The following is a 23,538-nucleotide window of genomic DNA, read 5'->3' as shown; positions in this document are numbered from 1 at the left end:
GGGTGCGCTGGCGGCGGCACGGGGGAACTGAAAGGCGCTCTTCCTTCTCCCCTTGTGGGAGAAGGTGGATCGGCGCGTAGCGCCGAGACGGATGAGGGGTGTTGGACGGAGTGCCGGCGGTGCCAAGCTGGAACACCCCTCATCCGACCTCGCTTCGCGAGGCCACCTTCTCCCACAAGGGGAGAAGGGGGAGTCAACCGCGAAGGTCGGCGATTTGCGTGACGATGGTGCTGGACGGAGCGCCAAGGCCGGGTAATCTCGCCCGATGCCGCATCAGCCCGTTGCTCCGACCAAACGTCGTTTCGCCCGCTCGATGCGCCGCGAGTCAACGGAGGCGGAGGACCGCCTTTGGCACGAACTGCGCGGACGCAGGCTCGACCGCATCAAATTCCGGCGTCCGGTTCCTATCGGCAGATTCATCGCCGATTTCGTTTGCGCCGAGGCCAGGCTGATCGTCGAGATCGACGGCAGCCAGCATGCGGATTCAAACTATGATCGGGAGCGACGCCGAATTGAAGGCGAGCGGCTTTCGTGTGTTGCGCTTTTGGAACGACGACGTGCTGCGCGATTTGAACGCCGTCTGCGACACCATCATCGCTTATGTCGGCGACCAGAGTTTGCAGCCGTGGCGGTAAAAGCGCCTTCCCTTCTCCCCTTGTGGGAGAAGGTGGCCGAGCGAAGCTCGGTCGGATGAGGGGTGTTCCAGCTTGGCACCGACAGCACTCCGTCCAACACCCCTCAACCGTCTCGGCGCTGCGCGCCGATCCACCTTCTCCCACAAGGGGAGAAGGATAAGCCTCGTCGCTCCCTTGAATTAATTGAACGTTCGTTTTATTCTTACCCTCTCAACGAGGCTTGCATGGCGCGCACGACCGGTTCCGACGGCGAAAAGACCGAAGCAGCGGTCCGCGAGGCGGCGGTCAGCCTGATCGCGCGTCTTGGCTATGAGGCAATGTCGATGCGCCAGCTGGCCGCCGAGGTCGGCGTCCAGGCGGCGGCGCTCTACCGTTATTTTCCGACCAAGCAAGACCTGTTGTTCACGCTGATGCGCGAGCACATGCAAGGGCTGATCGAGGCGTGGGACGCGGCCCGCCCGGCCGCGGCCGATCCGGCGACCCGGCTCGCCGCCTATGTCGAAAACCACATCGCCTTCCATGTCGAGCGCCGCCATTCCACCCATGTCTCGAACATGGAATTGCGCAGCCTGTCGCATGACCGCCTGACGCGGATCCTGCGTATGCGCACCGCCTATGAGAAGGAGCTGCGCGTCATTTTGCGCGACGGCGCGGAAGCCGGCGTCTTCAGCGTCGAAGACACAGGGCTGACAGCCATGGCGCTGATCCAGATGATGACCGGCGTCATCGTCTGGTTCCGGCCGGGCGAGCGGCTATCGATCTCGGAGGTAACCGCCACATATCTTTCAATGACGATGCGCCTGGTTGGAGCAAAGGCCCATGGCGACAACGCGCCTGCAGCGCCACAGCCGGCGCGCAAAGGACGCTGTAGCACTTTGATTTTGCGCCCTTCCCGAAATTGAATTCGATTTCGGGCCGTGCGCCGGGAGGAACGGCATGTACACGCACACACTCAACTTCGGGCTAGACGAAGACATCGAGGCGCTGCGCGACCTGGTGCGGCGCTTCGCCCAGGACAAGATCGCCCCGATCGCCGCCGAGATCGACCGCTCGAATGAATTTCCGGCGCATCTGTGGGCCGAGCTCGGTGGGCTCGGCCTGCTCGGCATCACCGCCGATCCGGAATTCGGCGGCACCGGCATGGGTTATCTCGCCCATGTCGTGGCGATGGAGGAGATTTCGCGCGCCTCGGCCTCGGTCGGCCTCTCCTACGGCGCCCATTCCAACCTCTGCGTCAACCAGATCAATCGCTGGGCGACACCGGCGCAGAAGGAAAAATATCTGCCTGCGCTGTGCAGCGGCGGAAAGGTCGGCGCGCTGGCAATGTCGGAATCCGGCGCCGGCTCAGACGTCGTGTCGCTCAAACTGCGCGCGGAAAAGCGCAATGATTGCTATGTGCTGAACGGCACCAAGATGTGGATCACCAACGGCCCGGATGCCGAGACGCTGGTCGTCTACGCCAAGACCGATCCAGAACTCCAGTCGCGCGGCATCACCGCCTTCATCGTCGAAAAGGATTTCACCGGATTTTCCGTCGCGCAAAAGCTGGACAAGCTCGGCATGCGCGGCTCCAACACCGGCGAGCTGGTTTTTTCGGATGTCGAAGTGCCGTTCGACAACGTGCTGCATGAAGAAGGGCGCGGCGTCGAGGTGCTGATGTCGGGTCTCGACTACGAGCGCACGGTGCTCGCCGGCGGCCCGCTCGGGCTGATGGCGGCGTGCCTCGATGTGGCGGTCCCCTATGTGCACGAACGCAAGCAGTTCGGTCAGCCGATCGGCGAGTTCCAGCTGGTGCAGGGCAAGCTCGCAGACATGTATACGACGATGAACGCCGCGCGCGCCTATGTCTATGCCGTCGCCGCTGCCTGCGACCGCGGCCAGACGAGCCGCAAGGACGCCGCCGCTTGCGTGCTGTTCGCTGCCGAGAAGGCGACGCAGATGGCGCTCGACGCCATCCAGCTGCTGGGCGGCAATGGCTACATCAACGACTATCCTACTGGCCGGCTTTTGCGCGACGCCAAGCTCTACGAGATCGGCGCCGGCACCAGCGAGATCCGCCGCTGGCTGATCGGGCGGGAAATCATGGCGGAAGGAGTCTGATGGCACTATTTCCTGAATTTGCCATGCTGGACGATTTGCCCCATATTTCTCCTGAGATGTCATATTTCCGGACCGAGGCAGAACATGGCGAACGGAACCGAAAAGGTTGGGTTTGACGAGAACCCGCCGACACAATTCGACGCAGGAGCTCAAAAAACTCCGCTCCGGATGCCAGCGAAACGCGAGCGCGTCAGACTTGGCGAGGGCGGACGCTTCGTGATCCCGGCTGCGATGCGCGAGGAAATCGGCGTGAAGCCTGGTGAAGACTTGATCCTTCATGTCGAGAACGGCGAGTTGCGGGTAAGGTCGTGGCTTCGGAATCTGCGGCGCGTCCAGGCCGAATTGTCAGCGTTGAAAAAGCCCGGCGAAAGTGTCGTCGACGAATTTCTGAAGGAGCGGCGGGAAGAACAGCGTCGAAGCGATAGACGTTTGGACCGGCTTCATGCCTTGGGAATGGCGAGGAAGGGAGCGAAGTGAAAGCTTACGTCATGGACAGTTCGGCGGCGCTTGCGATCCTGCTTAACGAGAAAGGCACCGATGTTGCCTTGGGTTTCGCGCCGGATGCGCAATTCAGCTCCGTCAATGCGGCCGAAATTATCGCCAAGCTGATCGACAAGGGACGCAGCATGGAAGAGGCCGCGGACGACCTCGCCAGTCTCGGCATGCCGGTCGCTGCTTTCGACGAGATGATGGGCATCGCCGCCGGTCAGCTTCGCGAGTTGACGCGGCATCGCGGCTTGTCGCTGGGCGATCGGGCCTGCCTGGCCCTGGCAATTCGCGAGAACGCCATAGCCGTCACCGCCGACCGCGGCTGGGGCGACCTGGATATCGGCTGCAAGATCGAACTGATCCGGTAACGCCAATGGCCCCCCTCACCTCGCAAATCTCGCCAGCCTCCGACACCTTCCGCGCCAATGCCGAGCGCATGCGGGCGCTGGTCGCCGACATTGCGCAAAAGGCGGCAACCGTCGAGCGTGGCGGCTCGGAGGAAGCGCGTGAGCGCCACCAGAGCCGCGGCAAGCTTTTGCCGCGCGAGCGCCTCGCCCAATTGCTCGACATCGGCTCGCCATTCCTCGAGATCGGCCAGTTCGCCGCGTGGTCGATGTATGGTGAGGACATCGCATCGGCCGGCATCATTGCCGGCATCGGCCGCGTCGAAGGCACCGAAGTGATGGTCGTCGTCAACGACGCCACGGTGAAGGGCGGCACCTATTATCCGCTGACGGTGAAGAAGCATCTGCGCGCCCAGGAGATCGCGCTGCAGAACAGATTGCCTTGCGTCTATCTGGTCGACAGCGGCGGCGCCAACCTGCCCAACCAGGACGAGGTGTTTCCCGACCGCGACCATTTCGGCCGCATCTTCTACAACCAGGCCAACATGTCGGCTGCTGGCATTCCGCAGATCGCCTGCGTCATGGGTTCGTGCACGGCGGGCGGCGCCTATGTGCCGGCGATGTCGGACGAGACGATCATGGTGCGCAACCAGGCGACCATCTTCCTCGGCGGTCCGCCGCTGGTGAAGGCCGCTACCGGCGAGGACGTCAGCGCGGAGGAATTGGGCGGCGCCGAGGTCCACACGCGGCTTTCCGGCGTGGCCGATCATTTTGCGCTGGACGACGAGCATGCGCTGGCGATCGCGCGCTGCATCGTCAAGAACCTCAATCGAAAGAAGCAGATCGGGCTGGCGCTACGCGATCCGGTTGCGCCGCTTCATGCGGCCGAAGAACTCTACGGCGTCGTGCCGACCGATCTGCGCCAGCCCTATGACGTGCGCGAAGTGATCGCGCGCATCGTCGACGGATCCGAATTCGACGAGTTCAAGCAGAACTATGGCACCACGCTGGTCACCGGCTTTGCCCATCTCAACGGCATGCCGGTCGGCATCATCGCCAACAACGGCGTGCTGTTTTCCGAAAGCGCGCTGAAGGGCGCGCATTTCATCGAGCTGTGCTGCCAGCGCAAGATCCCGCTGATCTTCCTGCAGAACATCACCGGCTTCATGGTCGGGCGAAAATACGAGGCCGGCGGCATCGCCAAGGACGGCGCCAAGCTGGTGATGGCGGTCGCCACGGCCCGCGTGCCGAAGGTCACCATGATCATCGGCGGCTCGTTCGGCGCCGGCAATTACGGCATGTGCGGACGCGCCTATTCGCCACGCTTCCTGTGGATGTGGCCGAATGCCCGCATTTCGGTGATGGGCGGCGAGCAGGCGGCCACCGTGCTGGCCGTGGTCAAGCGCGAGGGGATCGAACGCAAGGGCGGGGAATGGAGCGCGGAGGAAGAGGCAAAATTCAAGAAGCCGATCCTGATGAAATACGAGCATGAAGGCCACCCGCTGTATTCCTCCGCCCGGCTCTGGGACGACGGCATCATCGATCCGGCCAAGACGCGCGAGGTGCTGGCGCTCAGCCTGTCCGCAGCGCTGAACGCCGGGATCGAGGAGACAAGCTTCGGCGTGTTCAGGATGTGACCGATGAGCGAGATCGAGGCAAGGATTCGCGTTCATGTCGGCGATATCACCAGGCTGGCGTTCGACGCCATCGTCAACGCCGCCAACACCTCACTTCTGGGTGGCGGGGGCGTCGACGGCGCCATCCACCGTGCGGCCGGCCCCGAACTTCTGGCCGAATGCCAATCCCTCAATGGCTGCAAGGTCGGCGACGCAAAACTCACCAAGGGCTACAGGCTGCCGGCACGCTATGTCATCCACACGGTCGGGCCGGTCTGGCAAGGCGGCGGCAAGGGCGAAGCCGAGTTGTTGGCCTCCTGCTACCGCCGTTCGCTCGAGCTCGCCGCCGGCAAGGATTGCAGGACGGTGGCATTTCCGGCGATCTCGACCGGTGTATACCGGTATCCAAGGGACCAGGCGACGCAGATCGCCGTTGGCACGGTGAGCGCCTTTGTCAGCCACAATGCGGTTCCTGAAACCGTCATCTTCTGCTGCTTCGACCAACAGACGGCGGACCTATACCAACAGGCGTTGCTGCTTGGCGGAGCGTGACCGGCACAGGTAGGAAAATCCCTTCATAGTTTCAGACTTATTTTCATTCACCGATCTGGTCAGACGAAAGAATCGCGGTTATTGCTTATCGCAAATACCGTGGGGATTGGGCGAAGATGAGACTGCAGATTTTTCAAAAAACAACTATGTCAGTACTTTCGGCGTTGCTTATATTAGCGACCCCTGGCGTGGGAGCGGCGGAATCGCTGGCGGGAAACAAAGGCGACCGTCGTTTCGCCGTCAATTTTCCGGCAGGTTCGACCGGAGATTGCCCGAAAGCCTACAAATCCTATGTCGCGGCCAGCGGCCATTCGGCCTATGCGACGACGTTCTATTCGCGCGTCAGCGACCTCTACATCATCTGTGGTTCCACGCTCAACGCCCCCTCGCAACAGGCCGCGGAAGAGAGAGCGTTGCGCAATTGTCAGGCCGGCTTGACGAGGTGGAAACTCAAGACGGCGGCAGGCGGCTGCGCCATCGCCGCCTCCAAGTAGGTTGCTGCAGCAACGGGCGCAAATACCAGCGGGATGGGGCGAAGATGACACTGCAACGTTTTCAGACGTAAGCGGGCCTGGCTTACCGATCCTTTGACAATGGCCGGACTGCAAAGCAGGGTGTTGCCACAGCCCGCGTGAAGGAGCATTCGCGCCGTTGGCGGCAAGCTCTGGCTTTGGAGGTCCCATGTTCGCCAAAATCCTGATCGCCAACCGCGGCGAGATCGCTTGCCGGGTGATCCGCACCGCGCGCAGGATGGGCGTGCGCACGGTCGCCGTCTATTCCGACGCCGACGCCGGCGCCTTGCATGTCGAGACGGCCGACGAAGCGGTGCATATCGGACCCTCGCCGGTCGGCGAAAGTTATCTGCGCGGCGACAAGATCGTCGCGGCGGCTTTGGCCACCGGCGCCGAAGCCATCCATCCCGGCTACGGTTTTCTGTCGGAAAACCCTGATTTCGTCGATCAGGTGACAGCGGCCGGGCTCGTCTTCATCGGCCCGTCGGCCGCCTCGATCCGCGCCATGGGGCTGAAGGACGCGGCCAAGCGGCTGATGGAGAAGGCCGGCGTGCCGGTTGTGCCGGGCTATCACGGCGAGGCGCAGGAGATCGTGCTGCTCGCCTCCAAGGCACGCGAGATCGGCTATCCCGTGCTGATCAAGGCGCGCGCCGGCGGCGGCGGCAAGGGCATGCGGCGCGTCGAACATCCCGACGACTTTTCCGAGGCGCTTTCGGGTGCGCGGCGCGAGGCCAAGGCCGCGTTCGGCGACGACCGCGTGCTGGTCGAGAAATATGTCGACAAGCCGCGCCACATCGAGGTTCAGGTTTTCGGCGATATCTTCGGCAATGTCGTGCATCTCTACGAGCGCGACTGCTCGGCGCAGCGGCGCCATCAGAAGGTGATCGAGGAAGCCCCCGCCCCCGGGATGACGCCGGCATTGCGCAAGGCAATGACGGAGGCGGCGGTGAAGGCCGCCAAGGCGATCGACTATTCCGGCGCCGGCACGATCGAGTTCATCGTCGACGCCTCGCAAGGGCTGAAGGCCGACCGCTTCTGGTTCATGGAAATGAACACTCGCCTGCAGGTCGAGCATCCCGTCACCGAAATGGTCACCGGCACCGATCTGGTCGAATGGCAGTTGCGGGTGGCGTCCGGCGAAAAGCTGCCGAAGACGCAGAGCGAGATTGCGCTCTCCGGACATGCCTTCGAGGCGCGCATCTATGCCGAAGACGCGGCAAAGGGTTTTTTGCCGGCGACGGGCACGCTGCATCACCTGAAATTTCCGGATACAGCGCCCGAGGGCGCCAGCATGCGGATCGAGACCGGCGTGCGGACTGGCGATGCCATCTCGCCGTTCTACGACCCGATGATCGCCAAGCTCGTCGTCCATGGCAAGAACAGGCAGGCGGCGCTCGAAGCACTGGGCATTTCCCTTTCGCAAACCGAGATCGCCGGCTCGACCGTCAACACCGCCTTTCTCGCGGCTCTCGCCGCTGACGCGGATTTTTCGGCAGGTGACGTCGACACCGGGCTGATCGGCAGGCACCAGCAAGCGCTGACCGCAGTGCCGCCGCCGAGCAGCGAGATCGTCGCCGCGGCCGCACTTGCAGCGTCCGGCGCCGGGGCTCAGGCGCCGACCCGCGACCCGTGGTCGTCGCTTGCCGGCTATGCGCATTTCCACGCGATGGCGCGGCGCACGCGGCTTCGCTACGGCGAGGACGATATCTTGGCGCTTGTATCGATGCGGCCGGACGGGCGCTTCCAGGTGGCACTGGACGCACCTTATGACAGCGCGCTTGATCTTCGCGCTGCGCCTCGCCTCGCCCGCTGGCCAGGCCATGTCACTGTCTTTTCAGGTGCTGTCGGCTACAGCTTCGCGGTGCCGGACCCGTTGGCAAGAGCCGACGAAATCGCCGCCGGTGCCGACAGCCTGCGCGCGCCGATGCCGGGCTTGGTCAAGCTGGTGCGCGCGGCAAAAGGCGAAGCCGTCATCAAGGGCCAGCCGCTGTTGATCCTCGAAGCGATGAAGATGGAGCACACGATTTCCGCCACGCATGACGGGACGATCGCCGAGATCGCAACAGAGGGCGCACAGGTCACCGATGGGACGGTGCTGGTGCGTTTTGCCGAGGAAGCCCACGGCTGACGCTGTTCATCCAAGGAGAGGCGACGACGGAAGACGCGCGCCGCAAACGCATGACCAAATGAAAATGGCCGGATCTGCCCCGGCCATCTCCGATTGTCGCCAGGCGCTAAAGCGCGTCGCACGCGACGCGCTTTGGTTCTTGTTTTTGTGCATGTCGTTTTCGCAAAACCGCTGCGCACTTTTGCGCGACATGCAATGGCGATCAAGGCTGGATCGGCGCGTATTTGCCGTCGTGCCACTGGTTGATGTCGTAGCTGACGTTCTTGAGGTCGCCCTTTTCATCGAAAGTGACAGGGCCGACGACGGTGCTGATCGGCTGGCCATTCTTCAGCGCTTCGGCAACCTTGGCCGGGTCGTCGCTGCCGGCGCGCTTGATGCCCTCGGCAAAGGCCTGGATCACGGCATAGGAGAACAGCGTAAAGCCCTCGGGCACGAAGCCGCCCGCCTTGATCTTTTCGATGGCCTGCTTGGCTTCGGGCTTCGCCTGCGGATCCGACGGGAAAACGAACATGGTGCCTTCGCCGGCCGGGCCGGCAACCTGCCAGAATTCCGGCGTGGCAATCGAGTCCGGCATGATCAGCTGGAACTTGAAGTCCTGTTCCGCCGACTGGCGCAGGATGAGGCCGGCCTCTGGGTGGTAGCCGCCGAAATAGACCACATCAGCCTTCAGTTCCTTGAGCTTGGTGACAAGCGCCGAATAGTCCTTTTCGCCGGCGTTGATGCCCTCATAGAGGATCTCGTTGAGGCCGTTCTGGTTCATCGTCGCCTTGACGGCATCGGCCACGCCCTGCCCATAGGCGCTCTTGTCATGCATGATGACGACCTTCTTGCCGGCGTATTTCTTGGCGATCCATGGACCGATGAAGGCGCCCTGCGCATCATCGCGCGTATAAAGGCGCATGATCGTCGGCCAGCCGGATTTCGCCGCCGCGTCCGTCAGCTCCGGGTTCGACGAAGCCGGCGACATCATCATCGCACCGGCTTCGGCATAGACGGCCGAGGCCGGGATGCTCGAGCCCGAGCAGGCATGGCCATCGATGAACTTGACGCCGTTGGCGACGATGCGGTTTGCTACCGAAACCGCCTGCTTCGGATCGCACTGGTCATCCTGGACGTCGAGCTTGATCTGGCGGCCGTCGACGCCGCCGACGGCGTTGATCGCGTCGGCGGCGGCTTGCGCGCCCTGCTTGAACTGGTCGCCGATGGTGGCAAGCTGTCCGGTCATCGGTCCGACCACCGAAAAGGTGATGTCTTCGGCGAAGGCCGGCGCGCTCATCACCAGGCCGACAATGGCCGCGCTCAAAATACCCAACTTTTTCATGGCGATACAACTCCTCCACTCGCGCGCGGCCGCTCCGACCGCGCCTCTTCCAGATTAGGTGGGAGAATTTCACCGTTCGCCAAGCCTGTCTTGGCGCATCGGCGGCACTCGATTGGGCCTGCCGCCTTTCTGTTTGGCCATGATCTTCTTCCAAAAACCGGTTTCCACTTTTTGGGATCATGGTCCGACTGTTTGACCATGATCCTCTTCCAAAGACCAGTTTCCACTTTTTGGGACCATGGTCCGAAAACGCGAAAAGCCGCGCCGGCCTTGTTCCGGCCGGTCGCGGCTTTTGTCGATCGAACAATCCCGAACGCTCTCACGCGCGCCCCGAAACCGCTCGCCTTCCCTGTCCGTCGCGCAGCTTGGCTGTATCCGGCCTGCGGCGTTCTTGTCATTGTTGGTCCGGCCGTCTTGCGCGGCCTTGTTCTTGCCGGTCCGGCCGTCTTCGCGCGGCCTTGAAGCGTCCCTGTCGGTGATCTCAGTGTCTGATGAGCTCCGGACCTGATGAGCTCAGGGTGAGACTTAGTGCATCGTCATCCATTCGCGGGCTTCGCGCAGCGCCCTGGCGATCTCGACTTTCGACATGGCGGCCGACAATTCCGAGCGCAGTTCCGCGGCGCGCACCGAGCCCTTGATCGCAGCGATGTTGAACCATTTGTGGGCGGCGACGACATCGGTCTCGCAATCGCGGCCGGTCGCATACATCATGCCCAGTTCGAAAAGAATGTCGGCCTGGGCAGTTGCCCCCATGGCGCCGAAGCCGGCTTCAGGCATTTCAAAACGTGCCATTTCAATCCCCTGTTCTAGCCCCTGTCAGGCTCCCGAGAGCTGCCTCGTTCTGTCCCTTGGAAACCCTTGGGGCGGCTGCTCTTTCGATGCTTTCGAGAATGAACCGAAGGCTTGAATCCGTCGTTAAACGGCGTGCTTAATTTGAGGAAAACAAAGCTAAAACAAGAGGTAAACGCGGAAATTCATTAACGATGCAAAGCCAGCAATTGCGCCGGTTTGGACTAAAATTGATGAAAATTTGCGAGGCGCAAATCAAGACTCCGCTAACCACGGAAGACAAAGCCAGCATGCCCGGTGTTTCATTTCTCGCCGATCAGACCGCTTCAGGCGGCCGGGAAAAATCCCGAAGTCTTCCGCAGCGGCACCGCTTTTGTTTTGCCGGGAGGTGGATTAGCTTACGTTTGCGTAAGAGGCAGACTGGCGGGGCGGAACGTTCGTCCGGATGCCCACAGGGAGGAGAAACATGTTTCGCAAAATCAGCATGGCCCTCGCGGCCACATTGATCATGGCCGGCACCGCTTGGGCCGACCCGATCGAAGGCAATTGGAAAACGCAAGCCGGTTCGACCGCCGCCATCACGGGCGGTGGCGACGCATTTTCCATCACGCTCAAATCCGGCAAGTTTGCCGGCAAGCACATCGGTTCGTTCAAGGTGTCCGGCGCCAACAAATATACGGGTACGATAACCGACCCGGAGACCGACAAGACCTATTCGGGCAAGGCCTCGGTCTCAGGCGCTTCGCTCAAGATGAGCGGCTGCGTGCTCGGCGGGCTGATCTGCAGGAGCCAGACCTGGCACAAGCTCTGATCGTTTCGACTGCCGCACAATGAAAAACGGGGCCGCAAAGGCCCCGTTTTTGTTCGCGCCTCTGTGTTTGGGAACATCGATCGATCGCGCAGGCTGCGCCTTCTGCGCCCTAACAGTCCAAATTTGAACCGCAGATGAACGCCGGCATCAGAACCGGTTCAGTTGCATCAGGGCATTCTCGTGCGTGTCGAAGGAGACACCACGCCATGTTCGCCCGCCGCTTCACCATCGTCTGCCTGCTGATGAGCCTGTTCGGCATGTCGTTCGCCATCCTCGTTGCCGAGGGGCGCTCGGCCCGCAACTGGGACCAGGCCAATTCCTGCCGGTTCGGTTGCGTGAACCATTTTCGCCCCTGAACCGACAAAGACTTCGAGAGGAGAAAAGCAAAGCCATGAACCGCATCGTCGCCAACGTCCTGAAAACCCTTCGGGTCCTGCCACGGGCGGCGCTCATCCTGACGGTTCTTGCCGCCCCGGTTCTGGCCGTGCCGACGATGCGCGCCGATGCCGGCTCGACAATCGAAGCGCCGGCGCTGAAGAAGACCGGCGTCGGCTTTGTGCTGCTGATCAGCCTGCGGCGCGGCTAGGCAATCGGCCTTCATCGAAACCATGCAAAATAAAAAACGATCCTTCGGCCCCCTCCCAACCGCATCGCCAAGCCTCTATATTGGGTCATGGAAAAGCGAATCTATCCCCAAGCCATAGACTCAGTCGTGATGCCGGAGCCGTTTGGCCGGCAGATCTTCAATGATGCAGCAAAGGCCGTCGCGGCCTTGCAGGCCCTCTACGACCGCAACACCAAATTCCTGCGCGATTCGTTTACGGCGCTCGCCGCGGGCGGCGACAACAACAAGCGCTACCGGGCGTTTTATCCGGAGGTCGGTGTCACCACGACTTCGTTCACCCAGATCGACTCGCGGCAGGCTTACGGCCATATGCCGACGCCCGGGCATTTCTCGACCACCATAACCCAGCCCGCCCTGTTCGAACGCTATCTCATCGAACAGCTTCGCCTGATCATGCGCAATCACGGCGTTCCGGTCACGGTTTCGGAATCGACGACGCCCATCCCGCTGCATTTCGCGTTCCTGGAAGGCTCGCATGTCGACGGCGCGGCAGCCGAGCGCATCAGGCGGCCGATCCGTGACCTGTTCGACGTGCCGGATCTCGACGGCACCGACGACCAGATCGCCAACGGCACGTTCGAAGTGGCGTTAGGCGAAGCCAGGCCGTTGGCGGCGTTCACGGCGCAACGCATCGACTACTCACTGCACCGGATGTCGCACTACACGGCGACCAGTCCGCAGCATTTCCAGAATTTCGTGCTGTTCACCAATTACCAGTTCTACATCGACGAATTCGTCGCCCGTGCGCACGATCTGATGGCGAAAGGCGGCGGCGGATACGTCGAATTCGTCGAGCCGGGAAACGTCGTCACCAAGGCTGGGCAAAACGCGCCCAGCCATGGCGTGGCGCCGCCGCGCCTGCCGCAGATGCCGGCCTACCATCTGAAGAAGCCGAACCATGGCGGCATCACCATGGTCAATATCGGCGTCGGCCCCTCCAACGCCAAGACGATCACCGACCACATAGCGGTGCTCAGGCCGCATGCCTGGGTGATGCTCGGCCATTGCGCCGGCCTGCGCAACACCCAGGCGCTGGGCGACTATGTGCTGGCGCACGCCTATGTGCGGGAAGACCATGTTCTGGACGACGATCTTCCGGTCTGGGTGCCGATCCCGCCGCTGGCCGAAATCCAGGTGGCGCTGCAGGAGGCGGTCGCCGAAGTCACCGGCCTTTCCGGCTATGACCTCAAGCGTATCATGCGCACCGGCACAGTCGCTACCATCGACAACCGCAACTGGGAGTTGCGCGACCAGCGTGGGCCAGTGCAGCGGCTGTCGCAGTCACGGGCGATCGCGCTCGACATGGAGTCGGCGACCATCGCCGCCAATGGCTTCCGCTTCCGCGTACCCTACGGTACGCTGCTTTGCGTCTCCGACAAACCGCTGCATGGCGAATTGAAGCTGCCCGGCATGGCGACCGAGTTCTACAAGCGGCAAGTGGCACAGCATTTGACCATCGGCATCAGGGCGATGGAAAAGCTGGCCGAGATGCCGATGGAACGGTTGCATTCGCGCAAGCTCAGAAGTTTTTCGGAGACGGCGTTCCAGTAGGAACGGCGGCTTTCATCGATCGGAGTATGGTAACAGCGCGGCAGGGCATTTCACCATCTTGATTGGCCGCATTTCTGCCGATAAGCAAAGGAGATGGCACCCGTTCGAGACATGATGGCTTCGATGGCATTCGTCGCAATGCTCGTCATCTCGGTCGCGCTGGTGGCCGGGTTTTTCGGAACGCTGCATCCGGCCTTCGATTCCTTCGCTCATTTCCGCGTTCATCTTGCCGTGCTGATGGCGCTTTGCGCGCTGCCGCTGCTGGCGACCTCGTTTCGCCTGCAGGCGGCCACGGCGCTGCTCCTTGCGGTGGCTGCCTTTGCCACCACGTCGAACGCCCTGTCGGTGCCCCGCCTGTGGCCGGTCCAGGCAGCCTACGAAGTCGAGGCCGGCGATCAGCCCGTTTACCCCGGCGATCAGGCAGTCCATCCCGGTGACAAGGCGGTCTACCGCCTGCTGCAGATGAACCTGCGGTTCAACAATTCAACGCCTGAAAAAGTCCTGTCGCTGATCGGCCGAACCCAGCCTGATGTGATCACCCTCGACGAGGTGTCCGACATGTGGGAGGCCAAACTTGGCCATCTTGCCAGCGCCTACCCTTACCGGATCCTCTGCCCCTACCCCAATGGCGTTTTCGGCGTTGCGCTGCTGTCCAGACGGCCGTTTGCCGCCGGCACGCAACCGCACTGCGATGGCCGCGGCGCGATGGCCATCGCGACGGTCGATTTCGGCGGAACCGACGTCGACGTCGCCGCCATGCACCTCACCTGGCCATGGCCGCGCAACCAGTCACGACAGATCGGCGGATTGTCGGGGGAGTTCGCCTCGCTTGGCGAGACATCGATCTTGGCATGCGACTGCAATGCAGCGCCGTGGAGCGCCGCCGTCCGGCGCGTCGCAGGTCTTGGCAAGCTGACCGTGGCGCCTTCGCCGGGGCCGACCTGGCTCCCTATCAAGCTGCCGGAATTCCTGCGCTTCGCCGGACTGCCGATCGACCTTGTTTTCAGCAAGGGCGCAGTTCTCATCCATTCGGTGTCGAGGCTGGATAACGCCGGCTCCGACCATCTTCCGCTGATGGTGGAGTTCTCGCTCAGGCCGGAACAGAAGAAGCCGGTCGATGAACACGAAACCGCGACGGCATCGGTGAGACAAAACGGCAGGACCCAAAGCTGAGTTACTGCTTGCGCAACAGCGCCCTGATGAGGTGCTCGACATGGCCGCCGTCGCGATGCTCGCGCGCGTCGAAGGCGTTCTGTTTCGCCTCGTATTCGGCATAGACGGCCTTGATCCGGCGCCTCGCCTCGCGGTGCGTCTTGCTGCAAAACAAGTTGTCGGCGAACTCCAGTCCAGTGATCGATCTTTCGGTCGCCCGCATCATTGCCCTGGCGATGCGGCCATGGTTATGCTCGTGCGCACGAACGCCCGCGAAAAACCGCTTCCAGCGCTTCTGCAGTGCCGGCGTCGCGGCCGAGGCCAAACGCGGCAAGGTGTAGGTGAGATCGAGCGTGCCATTGGCCTGCCGCAGACGGCAGACACCACCCTCCCTCGTGACGTCAAGGTCCCAATCTACGGTATAGGCGGCCAGCGCGATGGCGTGCGTCATGAAGCCGTGCCGCTTCGGACCGTTGCGGTCCATGGCCTCGATCAGGGCGGCGCCCGTGGTTCCAGTGATGTCGTAGGTCCGGGTCTTGACCAGCACCTTCGTGTCAGCCAATGCCGACGGTGCGAAGCCGCACAAGCCGCCAATCGCCGCAAGGCACGTCAGAACCGCCAGGCGCATGGTCATCTCCCGGGTCAGAAAGAATGGAACCACAGGCGCCGCCCCGCTTCAACTTCTTTTAGACGCCGCACATATAATAGGCCTTCACGCGCCTTCATTTGATCGGCGGGCGAGACGGCCGCCGGGCCGTTCTGGCTTGCTGGGCTACATGTTTTGGTAGACTGGTCCCTCTCCACCTTGTGGCGGCACCCAGGTAATGTTTCGGTTCGGATCCTTGATGTCGCAGGTCTTGCAGTGGACGCAGTTCTGCGCGTTGATGACGAAGCGCACGTCCTTCGCCTCGGGATCGGCGGCGGCGTTGCCATCCTTGTCGACCCATTCGTAGACACTGGCCGGGCAGTAGCGTGTCGATGGCCCGGCATAGACATCGTGTTCGGAACGCTGCTGCAGGTCCATATCCGCGACCAGCAGGTGGACAGGCTCGTTTTCCTCGTGGTTGGTATTGGACAGGAACACCGAGGACAGGCGGTCGAAGGTGAGCACGCCATCCGGCTTCGGATAGGCGATCTTCTTATGCCTGGCGGCCGGCTCCAGCGTCGCATAATCGGCCTTGCCGTGCTTCAGCGTGCCAAAGGGCGAGAACCCGAACAGCGAATTCAGCCACATGTCGAGACCGCCGATGCCGACGCCGACGACGGTGCCGAAGCGCGACCACAACGGCTTGACGTTGCGCACCTTCTTCAAATCCTTGCCGATGTCAGTTGCCCGCCATGCCGCCTCGTAGGAAGCCAGTTCGTCATTGGCGAGGTCGGCGCCGATCGCCTCGGCGACATGCTCGGCCGCCAGCATTCCGGAGAGCACGGCATTGTGCGAGCCCTTGATGCGCGGCACGTTGACGAAGCCGGCAGCACAACCGATCAGCGCGCCGCCGGGGAAGGACAGTTTCGGCACCGACTGCCAGCCGCCCTCTGTGATGGCACGGGCGCCATAGCCGAGCCGCTTGCCGCCCTCGAATGTGGCCCTGATCGCCGGGTGGGTCTTGAAGCGCTGGAACTCGTCGAACGGAGACAGATAGGGGTTCTTGTAGTTGAGGTGGACGACAAAGCCGACCGCCACCTGGTTGTCCTCCAGATGGTAGAGGAAGGAGCCGCCGCCGGTCTTCATGTCGAGCGGCCAGCCGAAGGAGTGCTGGACAAGGCCCGGCCGATGGTTCTCCGGCTTGACCTGCCAGAGCTCCTTGAGACCGATGCCGTATTTGCCGGGCTCGCGGCCGTCGGAAAGATGATACTTGGCGATCAACTGCTTGGCCAGCGAGCCGCGCGCGCCCTCGCCGATCAGCACATATTTGCCCATCAGCGCCATGCCCGGCGCGAACCCCGGGCCGTGCGTGCCGTCCTTCTCGACGCCCATATCGCCGGTGACAACGCCGGTGACCGCGCCCTCGTCGCTGTAAATGAGGTCCACGGCGGCAAAGCCCGGATAGATCTCGACGCCCAGCGCCTCGGCCTTGGTCGCCAGCCAGCGGCAGACATTGCCGAGCGAAACGATGTAGTTGCCGTGGTTGTTCATCAGCGGCGGCATCAGGAAATTGGGCAGACGGAACGAACCGGCGGGGCCGAGGACCAGGAAATGGTCTGCGGTGACCGGCGTCTTGAAGGGATGTCCCTCTTCGTCACGCCAGCCCGGCAGCAGCCGGTCGATGCCGATCGGATCGACGACGGCGCCGGACAGGATGTGAGCGCCGACTTCGCCGCCCTTTTCCAGGACGACGACGGAAAGCTCGGGATTGACCTGCTTGAGACGGATCGCGGCAGCGAGGCCGGCCGGCCCGGCGCCGACGATGACCACGTCGAATTCCATGCTTTCGCGTTCGATCTCGCTCATCAACCCCTCACTGGCCAGAGTGCCGCGCGCCCATTGGACGCGCAAAGGACACTCTGGCAACTTTTATTTTCGCATGATCCTTTCCAAAAAGTGATTTCACTTTTTGGGGTCATGCGAGCGCATTTGCGCATCTTGCTGGCTTATCCGCTGCATAGCGCATCAATTCGCGACGCGAAACCGGCGCTGACGTGACAATGCCGATTTCGTCAAAAAGGCCGCGCATCGTACTACAAAATCGCGATTTGCGGGTCCACCAACATCGATCCGGGTCCAAAGAGAGCCGTTGCCCTGATTTTTTTTAATTGTTCGACGGCTTGCTTATCGGCCATACTTCGCACCATGCGCACATACGGGCCATCCGGCTTTTCATCGACGCGCTTTTTTTCGTCGCCCGGACGGATTTGCCGGGCGCTCGTTTTGGCCCTTTTGCCGCTGGCGTCCGTTGGCGCCCGCGCCGAGCCGCAAAGGGTCTGGGTGGCCGGAGCCTACTCCTTTTCCGACGAGCTGGGCGGCTTCCGCATCACCAGCGCCTCGGGCATCGGGACAAAGGAGGACCCGCTTGTCATCACCGAAGAGCTGAATTCGGCGACACCAGTGACACTGACGATCCGCACGACGAAGCCGATCCACCCCTTCGGCACTGCGGGCCAATTTGCCAACGGCCTCATGTATATGCGCATCGACGTGCTCAACAACAGCGGCCAGGCCTGGGTCGAGTTCCAGTTCGAGCTCCAGGAGATACTCCACCGGCCGAGCGTGTTCGGCGACGGCCTGTCGTTCGACCAGCGCAACAAGACGCCTGACAACATCTGGTCGAGCAGCTTTGCCGATTTCGATCGCGACTTCGAACCCTATGACCGGCTGCTGTTCAAGAGCGGCAAGATCGACCCGTTGAAGACGGCAAAATTCGATTACCTGATCACCGACTACACACCACGCTGGACGTTCTATCTGGTGCAGGATCCGCGTATACCGTCGAGCTGAACCACTTCGTCATCCAGGGCGAAGCAGGGGCGAAGCAGGAGCGAAGCGACGTCGCTGAGGCCCTGGATGACGAAATCATGAAGCATCGCGCCAATCACGATGTTGCAAATTCCTGCCGCGCGACTGAATGTGAAAGCATGACTGCCGTTTCCCGAGACAACCGACCTGATATTGCGGAGCTGCTGGCCTTCTACGCCGGCGCCGGCGTCGATGAAGCGCTCGAAGAGGAGCCGCTGAACAGGTTTGCCGAGGCTGCGTCAAAGCCGCCTGAGCGGGGGCCAGCGACAGTTACGCCGCCAACCGGTGAGAACGCAGCGCTGCCACGCTCGACAAGCCTGTCACGCGCCGGAATGGGCGAAAGGCAAGCTGCGGCGCCGGCGGTGCGTGCGCCGTCCGGTACGGCGACAGTGCCCGACGAGCAGCAAGCGGCATTGGCGCGACACCTGGCGACGACGGCGGCAACCCTGGACGAACTTCGCCAGCACATGGCGGCATTCGACGGCTGCAACCTCAAATTCACCGCCAAGAACCTGGTGTTCGCCGATGGCAATCCGAATGCCGCGGTGATGCTGGTCGGCGAGGCACCCGGGCGCGACGAGGACATCGAGGGATTGCCGTTCGTCGGCCGCTCGGGCCGGCTACTCGACCGGATGCTGGCCGCGATCGGCCTCGACCGGACCTCGGCCTACATCGCCAATGTGATTCCCTGGCGGCCGCCGGGCAACCGCACGCCGACGCCGCACGAGACCGAGATCTGCCGGCCGTTCATCGAACGGCAGATCGAACTGGTCAATCCGAAGGTGCTGGTCAATTTGGGCGGCCCCTCGGCAAGCACCCTTCTCAACACCACAGAGGGCATCCTGCGGCTGCGCGGCAACTGGCGCGTCCACACGACCGCCGCCGGCATTGCCATCCCCGCCATGCCAACGCTTCATCCGGCGTATCTCTTGCGAACCCCCGCGCACAAGAAGCTGGCGTGGCGGGATTTCCTTGAAGTGAAGGCGAAGCTTCGGGCGCTGGGTTGAGGTGGGCGTCTTCCCTTCTCCCCTTGTGGGAGAAGGTGGATTGGCGCGTAGCGCCAAGACGGTTGAGGGGTGTTGGAAGAAATGAGGCGCTGGTGATTCTGTCGCCGTGCGCCAGCTTCTCGATTTGGATGAGGGTGTTCGCCAAGCTGGAACACCCCTCATCCGACCGAGCTTCGCTCGGCCACCTTCTCCCACAAGGGGAGAAGGGAAGAGCGGCACCTATAACCTCCCCGGTAATTGAAATGCATCTGCGGCCGGCCTAGTCATGCGCCCATGACCGCAACCCAGACTTCCGCCGGCATCCTCATTCGCGAATGGCGCACGCGCCGGCGCATGAGCCAGCTCGATCTCGCCATGGAAGCCGAAATCTCGCAGCGGCATCTGAGTTTCGTGGAAAGCGGCCGCGCGGCACCCTCGCGCGACATGGTGCTGCATCTGGCCGAGCAGCTGTCGATCCCGTTGAGGCAGCGCAACCAGCTCCTGCTGGCCGCAGGCTTTGCCCCCAGCTTCAGCGAGCGTCCGCTCACCGATGCCTCGCTGGCGCCGGCGATGGCGGCGATCGAGAGCGTGCTCAAGGGGCACGAACCCTTCCCGGCTCTGGCTGTCGACCGGCACTGGAACCTGGTGTCGGCAAACGCCGCCATCGGCCCGTTCCTCGCCAACGTCGCCGAGCCTTCCTTACTGAAGCCGCCGGTCAACGTGCTGCGGCTCAGCCTGCACCCGGGTGGCGTCGCGCCGCGCATCGTCAATCTGGCCGAATGGCGCGCGCATCTTCTCGACCGGCTGAAACACCAGAACGACGCTTCAGGCGACCCGGTTCTGGTCGAACTGGAGCGCGAGCTTCGGACCTATCCGTCCGGCCTGAACGGCGCACGGCCGCTGCCGGTCGAGCCGAACGCGATCGTGCACCCGCTGCGGCTTGCGCATGGCGATGCCGTGCTGTCGTTCATCAGCACCATCACCGTGTTCGGCACGCCGCTCGACGTGACGCTGTCGGAACTGGCGATCGAATCGTTTTTCCCCGCCGATGAGCAGACAAGGACCGTGCTGGTGCGATTGGCGAACGAGCGGGCCGAGCCGTCCTGATCATCCTTGCGGTGGGGTCGCCTGGCGGGTGCGGGCGCGTTCGAGGCCAAGCTGGCGCTCGCGCCAGATGATGAAGATGCCGGCGGCAACGACGATCACGCCGCCGATGAGCATATGAACCGTCGGGACGTCGCCGAAGGCGAGATAGCCGACGACGATGCCAAGCAGCATCGACGTGTATTCGAAAGGCGCTACGACCGAGGCCTCGGCATGGCGATAGGCGGCGGTCATCAAAATCTGAGCGAGCCCGCCGCAAAAGCCTGCAGCAATGAGCAGGCCCGCCTGCGCCGGTGTCAGCGCCTGCCAGCCGAACGGCAGCGACAGCAACGCCAGGAGGCTCGCCGTCACCGAAAACCACAGCACGATGGTTGCCGTCGGCTCGCTCTGGACAAGGTTGCGCACCAGCAGCATGGCGACGGCCGAGATCGCTGCCGCGACCAGTGCGGCGATGACGCCGAGCACCTCCTGATCGCCGAGTGCTGCGCCCGAACCCAGCAGCGTCAGTTCCGGCCATGAGATGACCAGCACCCCGACCAGTCCGACCGCAACCGCGCTCCAGCGATAGACGCGGATCGCTTCGCCGAGAAAGATCGAACTGAACACCACCACCAGCAGCGGCTGTGCATAGTTCAGCGCGATCGCTTCCGGCAGCGGCAGCCGAATCAGCGCGAAGAAGCCGAGCCCCATGGCGCAGACGCCGACAACGCCACGCGCAATGTGGTTGAGCGGGCGCTTGGTCGAAAACGCGGTGCCAAGCTTTCCCTGGAAGGCCAGGAAGACGACGATCGGAAAGATGGCAAAGAACGAGCGGAAGAAGACGATCTGGCCCGCCGGCACCGTGCCCGCCGCCTTGATGCAGGACGACATGGCGACGAAGACCGCCACCGAGACGATCTTGAGCATGATCCCGGTCAGCGTGTTGTGCCCGCCGGGATGGTCCGTCGGGCTCACTTGGCAGCTGCTTCCTGGATCGCCGCCCAGATGCGCGCCGGCGTTGCCGGCATGTCGATGTGCCTGATGCCGTAGGCGCGATAGAGCGCATCCGTCACCGCGTTGAGGGCGGCCGGCGTCGCTCCGATCGTGCCCGCCTCGCCTGCCCCCTTGATGCCGAGCGCATTGGTGGTCGAGGGCACGTTGCGGGTCTCGAAATGGAAGAACGGCAAATCGTCGGCGCGCGGCATGGCATAGTCCATGAAGCTTGCCGTCAACAGCTGCCCGTCCTCGTCATAGACCGTGTTCTCGGTCAGCGCCTGGCCGATGCCCTGGACGACGCCGCCATGCACCTGGCCGGCCAGCAGCACAGGGTTCACGGTGACGCCGAAATCGTCGACGATCGTATAGCGGACAATTTCCGTCACGCCGGTGTCGGGATCGATCTCGACCTCGCAGATGTGGGTGCCGTTCGGATAGGTGCATTCGTCCTGCACGAACTCGCCAAAGCCCTTGAGATCGTCCGGGTTCCTGGCGGCCTTGGCGATGCTCGAAAAATCGATCGTGCGGTCGGTGCCGACGATGCGGGCAACGCCGTTGGACAATTCGATATCGTCGGCCGAGGCTTCCAGCTCATCGGCGGCGATGCGCCTGATCTTGATGGCCAGATCCTCGCCGGCGCGAGAAGCTGACACACCGCCAAGCGGAATGGAGCGCGAGCCACCGGTGCCGCCGCCGGCCTTCAGCTCGTCGGTGTCGCCCTGGCGGACATGAATCTTGCCGATGTCGAGATGAAGCTTTTCCGAGAGGAACTGCGCATAGGCGGTCGCATGCCCCTGCCCGTTGGTCTGGGTGCCGATCTTCAGCGTCACCGTGCCGTCGCCGTTCAATTCGACAAAGGCCGGTTCAGAGCCGGGAAAGGCACAGGCCTCGATATAGGTCGCCATGCCGATGCCGCGGATTTTGCCTTCCGCCTTCGACTGCGCCAGTCGCTCCGGGAACGCCTGCCACTCCGCTTGTTCGATGGCGCGGTCCATATGGCCTGCGAATTCACCGGTATCATAGAGGCGGTCGGTCTGCGTGCGGTAAGGGAACTGCTCGGGCCTGATGAAATTGCGCCGGCGGATCTCTTCGACTGGCAAGCCCAGATCGTGGGCGCAGGCGTCGACGAGCTTTTCCAGCAGGAATGCCGCTTCCGGACGGCCGGCGCCGCGGTAGGCATCGACCGGGCAAGTGTTGGTGTAGAGGCCGGTCACCGAAACATCGAGCGCCTGGATGTCGTAGACGCCGGTTGACATGGTGACGCCGATATAGGGGATGAACGGGCCATATTGCGAGATATAGGCGCCGATATTGGCGAGGAGATCGACCTTCATGCCGAGAAAGCGGCCGTCCTTGTCCATCGCCATCTCGGCGGTCACGACATTGTCGCGGCCTTGCGCATCGGTGAGGAAATGCTCGGTGCGGTCGCCGGCCCATTTCACCGGGCGGCCAAGGCGCCTGGCGGCCTCCAGCACCAGCGGATGCTCGCGATAGACGAAGCTTTTCGGCCCGAAGCCGCCGCCGACATCCGGCGTGATGACGCGCAGCTGGTTCTTCTTGATCTTGAATATGTCGGCCAGGATGTACTGCATCGAATGCACGCCCTGCGAGCCTGTGGTCAGCACGAAGCGGTTCTCCTGCGTGTTCCATTCGCCGATCGCCGAACGCGGCTCCATGTAGTTGCAGACCAGCCGGTTGTTGATGAATTCGATGCGGGTGACATGCGCCGCCCTGGCGAATGCCGCCGCGGTCTTCGCCTTGTCGCCGATGTGGTAGCTGAAGGCGCGGTTGGAGCCGAGTTCCGGCCAGACCAGCGGCGTGCCTTCGTCAAGCGCCGTGGCGGTGCCGGACGCGGCATCCTCGCCCTCATAATCGACCTCGATCAGTTCGGCCGCGTCCTGCGCCAGCGCGCGGCTGTCTGCGACGACGAAGGCGACGGCGTCGCCGACATAATTGACCCGGTCGAGGCAAAGGACCGGAATGTCGCGGGTCGGCGCCTTGGTGCCGTCGGGCTGCCTCTGCATGACGCCGGATTTCAGCTTGCCGAGATGAGCAAGATCAGCACCGGTCAGCACCAGATGGACGCCAGATGCCGCCTTGGCCGCCTCGGTCGAGCCGAGGGTGAAGCTTGCCTTGGCCACCGGCGAGCGCAGGACATAGCCGTGCAGGAGGCCGGCCGGCTGGATGTCGTCCGTATAGCGACCGAGACCCTTTAGGAAGGCCTGGTCCTCGCGACGCAGCACAGAGGCGCCCATGCCGAATTTCGGTGTGACGACGGTCATGGATACCTCGCGACGATGATTGGAAAACGAGTGCCTGAAATAGGCGCTGCGCCAGTTTTGTCGAGTGACGGTTTCGTGTAAAGAGCGCGTGCTTCACATTTCTTCGACCAGC

At 62.9% G+C, this 23,538-nt stretch carries 22 protein-coding genes and 1 pseudogene; 17 read left to right on the top strand and 6 right to left on the bottom strand.

The window, feature by feature from the left end; all coding sequences use genetic code 11:
• The first annotated feature begins 265 nt into the window (after positions 1-265).
• The 9 genes and pseudogenes from AC0L2A_RS09200 to AC0L2A_RS09160 all read left to right on the top strand — a co-directional run bounded on the left by AC0L2A_RS09200 (position 266) and on the right by AC0L2A_RS09160 (position 8,376).
• Positions 266-635: pseudogene (locus AC0L2A_RS09200) on the top strand (endonuclease domain-containing protein).
• A 224-nt stretch (positions 636-859) separates the two neighbouring features.
• Complete coding sequence (locus AC0L2A_RS09195; RefSeq protein ID WP_473608458.1) at positions 860-1,537, top strand: TetR/AcrR family transcriptional regulator; 678 nt, start codon at positions 860-862, stop codon at positions 1,535-1,537.
• A 34-nt stretch (positions 1,538-1,571) separates the two neighbouring features.
• Entirely contained in the window at positions 1,572-2,735 is a 1,164-nt protein-coding gene (locus tag AC0L2A_RS09190; RefSeq protein WP_473608456.1) for an isovaleryl-CoA dehydrogenase, read from the top strand.
• Between the two features lie 84 nt (positions 2,736-2,819).
• Positions 2,820-3,212: an AbrB/MazE/SpoVT family DNA-binding domain-containing protein gene (locus AC0L2A_RS09185; RefSeq protein ID WP_473516780.1), complete on the top strand. Its 393-nt coding sequence runs from the start codon at positions 2,820-2,822 to the stop codon at positions 3,210-3,212.
• Entirely contained in the window at positions 3,209-3,592 is a 384-nt protein-coding gene (locus tag AC0L2A_RS09180; protein WP_023800786.1) for a type II toxin-antitoxin system VapC family toxin, read from the top strand. The genes AC0L2A_RS09185 and AC0L2A_RS09180 overlap by 4 nt, the downstream gene beginning before the upstream one ends.
• Before the next feature lie 5 nt (positions 3,593-3,597).
• Positions 3,598-5,205 carry a carboxyl transferase domain-containing protein gene (locus AC0L2A_RS09175; RefSeq protein WP_473608454.1) on the top strand — a complete coding sequence of 536 codons (1,608 nt, stop codon included), beginning with the start codon at positions 3,598-3,600 and terminating at the stop codon, positions 5,203-5,205.
• 3 nt (positions 5,206-5,208) lie between these two features.
• Complete coding sequence (locus tag AC0L2A_RS09170; protein WP_473608453.1) at positions 5,209-5,736, top strand: O-acetyl-ADP-ribose deacetylase; 528 nt, start codon at positions 5,209-5,211, stop codon at positions 5,734-5,736.
• Positions 5,737-5,852: 116 nt separating this feature from the next.
• The gene (locus AC0L2A_RS09165) at positions 5,853-6,230 is read left to right on the top strand and encodes a hypothetical protein (RefSeq protein WP_473608452.1); all 378 of its coding nucleotides are present in this window, start codon (positions 5,853-5,855) and stop codon (positions 6,228-6,230) included.
• Positions 6,231-6,417: 187 nt separating this feature from the next.
• Complete coding sequence (locus tag AC0L2A_RS09160) at positions 6,418-8,376, top strand: acetyl/propionyl/methylcrotonyl-CoA carboxylase subunit alpha (RefSeq protein ID WP_473608450.1); 1,959 nt, start codon at positions 6,418-6,420, stop codon at positions 8,374-8,376.
• Between the two features lie 202 nt (positions 8,377-8,578).
• Here the strand turns inward: AC0L2A_RS09160 and AC0L2A_RS09155 are convergent, their stop codons facing one another.
• Together AC0L2A_RS09155 and AC0L2A_RS09150 are read right to left on the bottom strand one after the other, a co-directional pair.
• On the bottom strand, positions 8,579-9,697 hold the full coding sequence (locus AC0L2A_RS09155) for an ABC transporter substrate-binding protein (protein WP_473608449.1): 1,119 nt from the start codon (positions 9,695-9,697) through the stop codon (positions 8,579-8,581).
• A gap of 525 nt (positions 9,698-10,222) precedes the next feature.
• On the bottom strand, positions 10,223-10,489 hold the full coding sequence (locus tag AC0L2A_RS09150) for an SEL1-like repeat protein (protein ID WP_027152750.1): 267 nt from the start codon (positions 10,487-10,489) through the stop codon (positions 10,223-10,225).
• Between the two features lie 463 nt (positions 10,490-10,952).
• On the opposite strand from AC0L2A_RS09150, the gene AC0L2A_RS09145 reads away from it, so the two are divergent.
• From AC0L2A_RS09145 to AC0L2A_RS09125, 5 genes are all read left to right on the top strand, one after another.
• A complete protein-coding gene (locus tag AC0L2A_RS09145; protein WP_473494151.1) occupies positions 10,953-11,297 on the top strand; it encodes a DUF2147 domain-containing protein in 345 nt (114 codons plus the stop codon).
• Positions 11,298-11,503: 206 nt separating this feature from the next.
• On the top strand, positions 11,504-11,653 hold the full coding sequence (locus tag AC0L2A_RS09140; protein WP_287258542.1) for a hypothetical protein: 150 nt from the start codon (positions 11,504-11,506) through the stop codon (positions 11,651-11,653).
• Positions 11,654-11,688: 35 nt separating this feature from the next.
• Positions 11,689-11,883 carry a hypothetical protein gene (locus AC0L2A_RS09135; RefSeq protein WP_128168071.1) on the top strand — a complete coding sequence of 65 codons (195 nt, stop codon included), beginning with the start codon at positions 11,689-11,691 and terminating at the stop codon, positions 11,881-11,883.
• Between the two features lie 129 nt (positions 11,884-12,012).
• On the top strand, positions 12,013-13,473 hold the full coding sequence (locus AC0L2A_RS09130) for an AMP nucleosidase (RefSeq protein WP_245277730.1): 1,461 nt from the start codon (positions 12,013-12,015) through the stop codon (positions 13,471-13,473).
• 123 nt (positions 13,474-13,596) lie between these two features.
• Positions 13,597-14,646, top strand: a complete 1,050-nt coding sequence (locus tag AC0L2A_RS09125; RefSeq protein WP_473608447.1) for an endonuclease/exonuclease/phosphatase family protein — start codon at positions 13,597-13,599, stop codon at positions 14,644-14,646.
• 1 nt (position 14,647) lies between these two features.
• Here the strand turns inward: AC0L2A_RS09125 and AC0L2A_RS09120 are convergent, their stop codons facing one another.
• On the bottom strand, positions 14,648-15,253 hold the full coding sequence (locus AC0L2A_RS09120) for a DUF922 domain-containing protein (protein ID WP_023800798.1): 606 nt from the start codon (positions 15,251-15,253) through the stop codon (positions 14,648-14,650).
• A gap of 144 nt (positions 15,254-15,397) precedes the next feature.
• On the bottom strand, positions 15,398-17,077 hold the full coding sequence (locus AC0L2A_RS09115) for an electron transfer flavoprotein-ubiquinone oxidoreductase (protein WP_473608446.1): 1,680 nt from the start codon (positions 17,075-17,077) through the stop codon (positions 15,398-15,400).
• Positions 17,078-17,416: 339 nt separating this feature from the next.
• Between AC0L2A_RS09115 and AC0L2A_RS09110 the strand changes: the two genes are divergently transcribed.
• From AC0L2A_RS09110 to AC0L2A_RS09100, 3 genes are all read left to right on the top strand, one after another.
• Entirely contained in the window at positions 17,417-18,061 is a 645-nt protein-coding gene (locus AC0L2A_RS09110; protein ID WP_287228827.1) for a hypothetical protein, read from the top strand.
• A gap of 137 nt (positions 18,062-18,198) precedes the next feature.
• The gene (locus AC0L2A_RS09105; RefSeq protein WP_473608444.1) at positions 18,199-19,086 is read left to right on the top strand and encodes a uracil-DNA glycosylase; all 888 of its coding nucleotides are present in this window, start codon (positions 18,199-18,201) and stop codon (positions 19,084-19,086) included.
• 273 nt (positions 19,087-19,359) lie between these two features.
• On the top strand, positions 19,360-20,172 hold the full coding sequence (locus AC0L2A_RS09100) for a helix-turn-helix domain-containing protein (protein ID WP_473608443.1): 813 nt from the start codon (positions 19,360-19,362) through the stop codon (positions 20,170-20,172).
• Here the strand turns inward: AC0L2A_RS09100 and AC0L2A_RS09095 are convergent, their stop codons facing one another.
• Both AC0L2A_RS09095 and AC0L2A_RS09090 read right to left on the bottom strand, forming a co-directional pair.
• Positions 20,173-21,075, bottom strand: coding sequence for a DMT family transporter (locus tag AC0L2A_RS09095; RefSeq protein WP_128172792.1), 903 nt, complete (start codon positions 21,073-21,075; stop codon positions 20,173-20,175).
• 44 nt (positions 21,076-21,119) lie between these two features.
• The gene (locus AC0L2A_RS09090) at positions 21,120-23,426 is read right to left on the bottom strand and encodes a xanthine dehydrogenase family protein molybdopterin-binding subunit (RefSeq protein ID WP_473608441.1); all 2,307 of its coding nucleotides are present in this window, start codon (positions 23,424-23,426) and stop codon (positions 21,120-21,122) included.
• Between the last annotated feature and the right edge of the window lie 112 nt (positions 23,427-23,538).

It is taken from the genome of Mesorhizobium sp. WSM4844, assembly GCF_055811775.1.
This window is presented reverse-complemented; position numbering and strand designations above follow the sequence as displayed.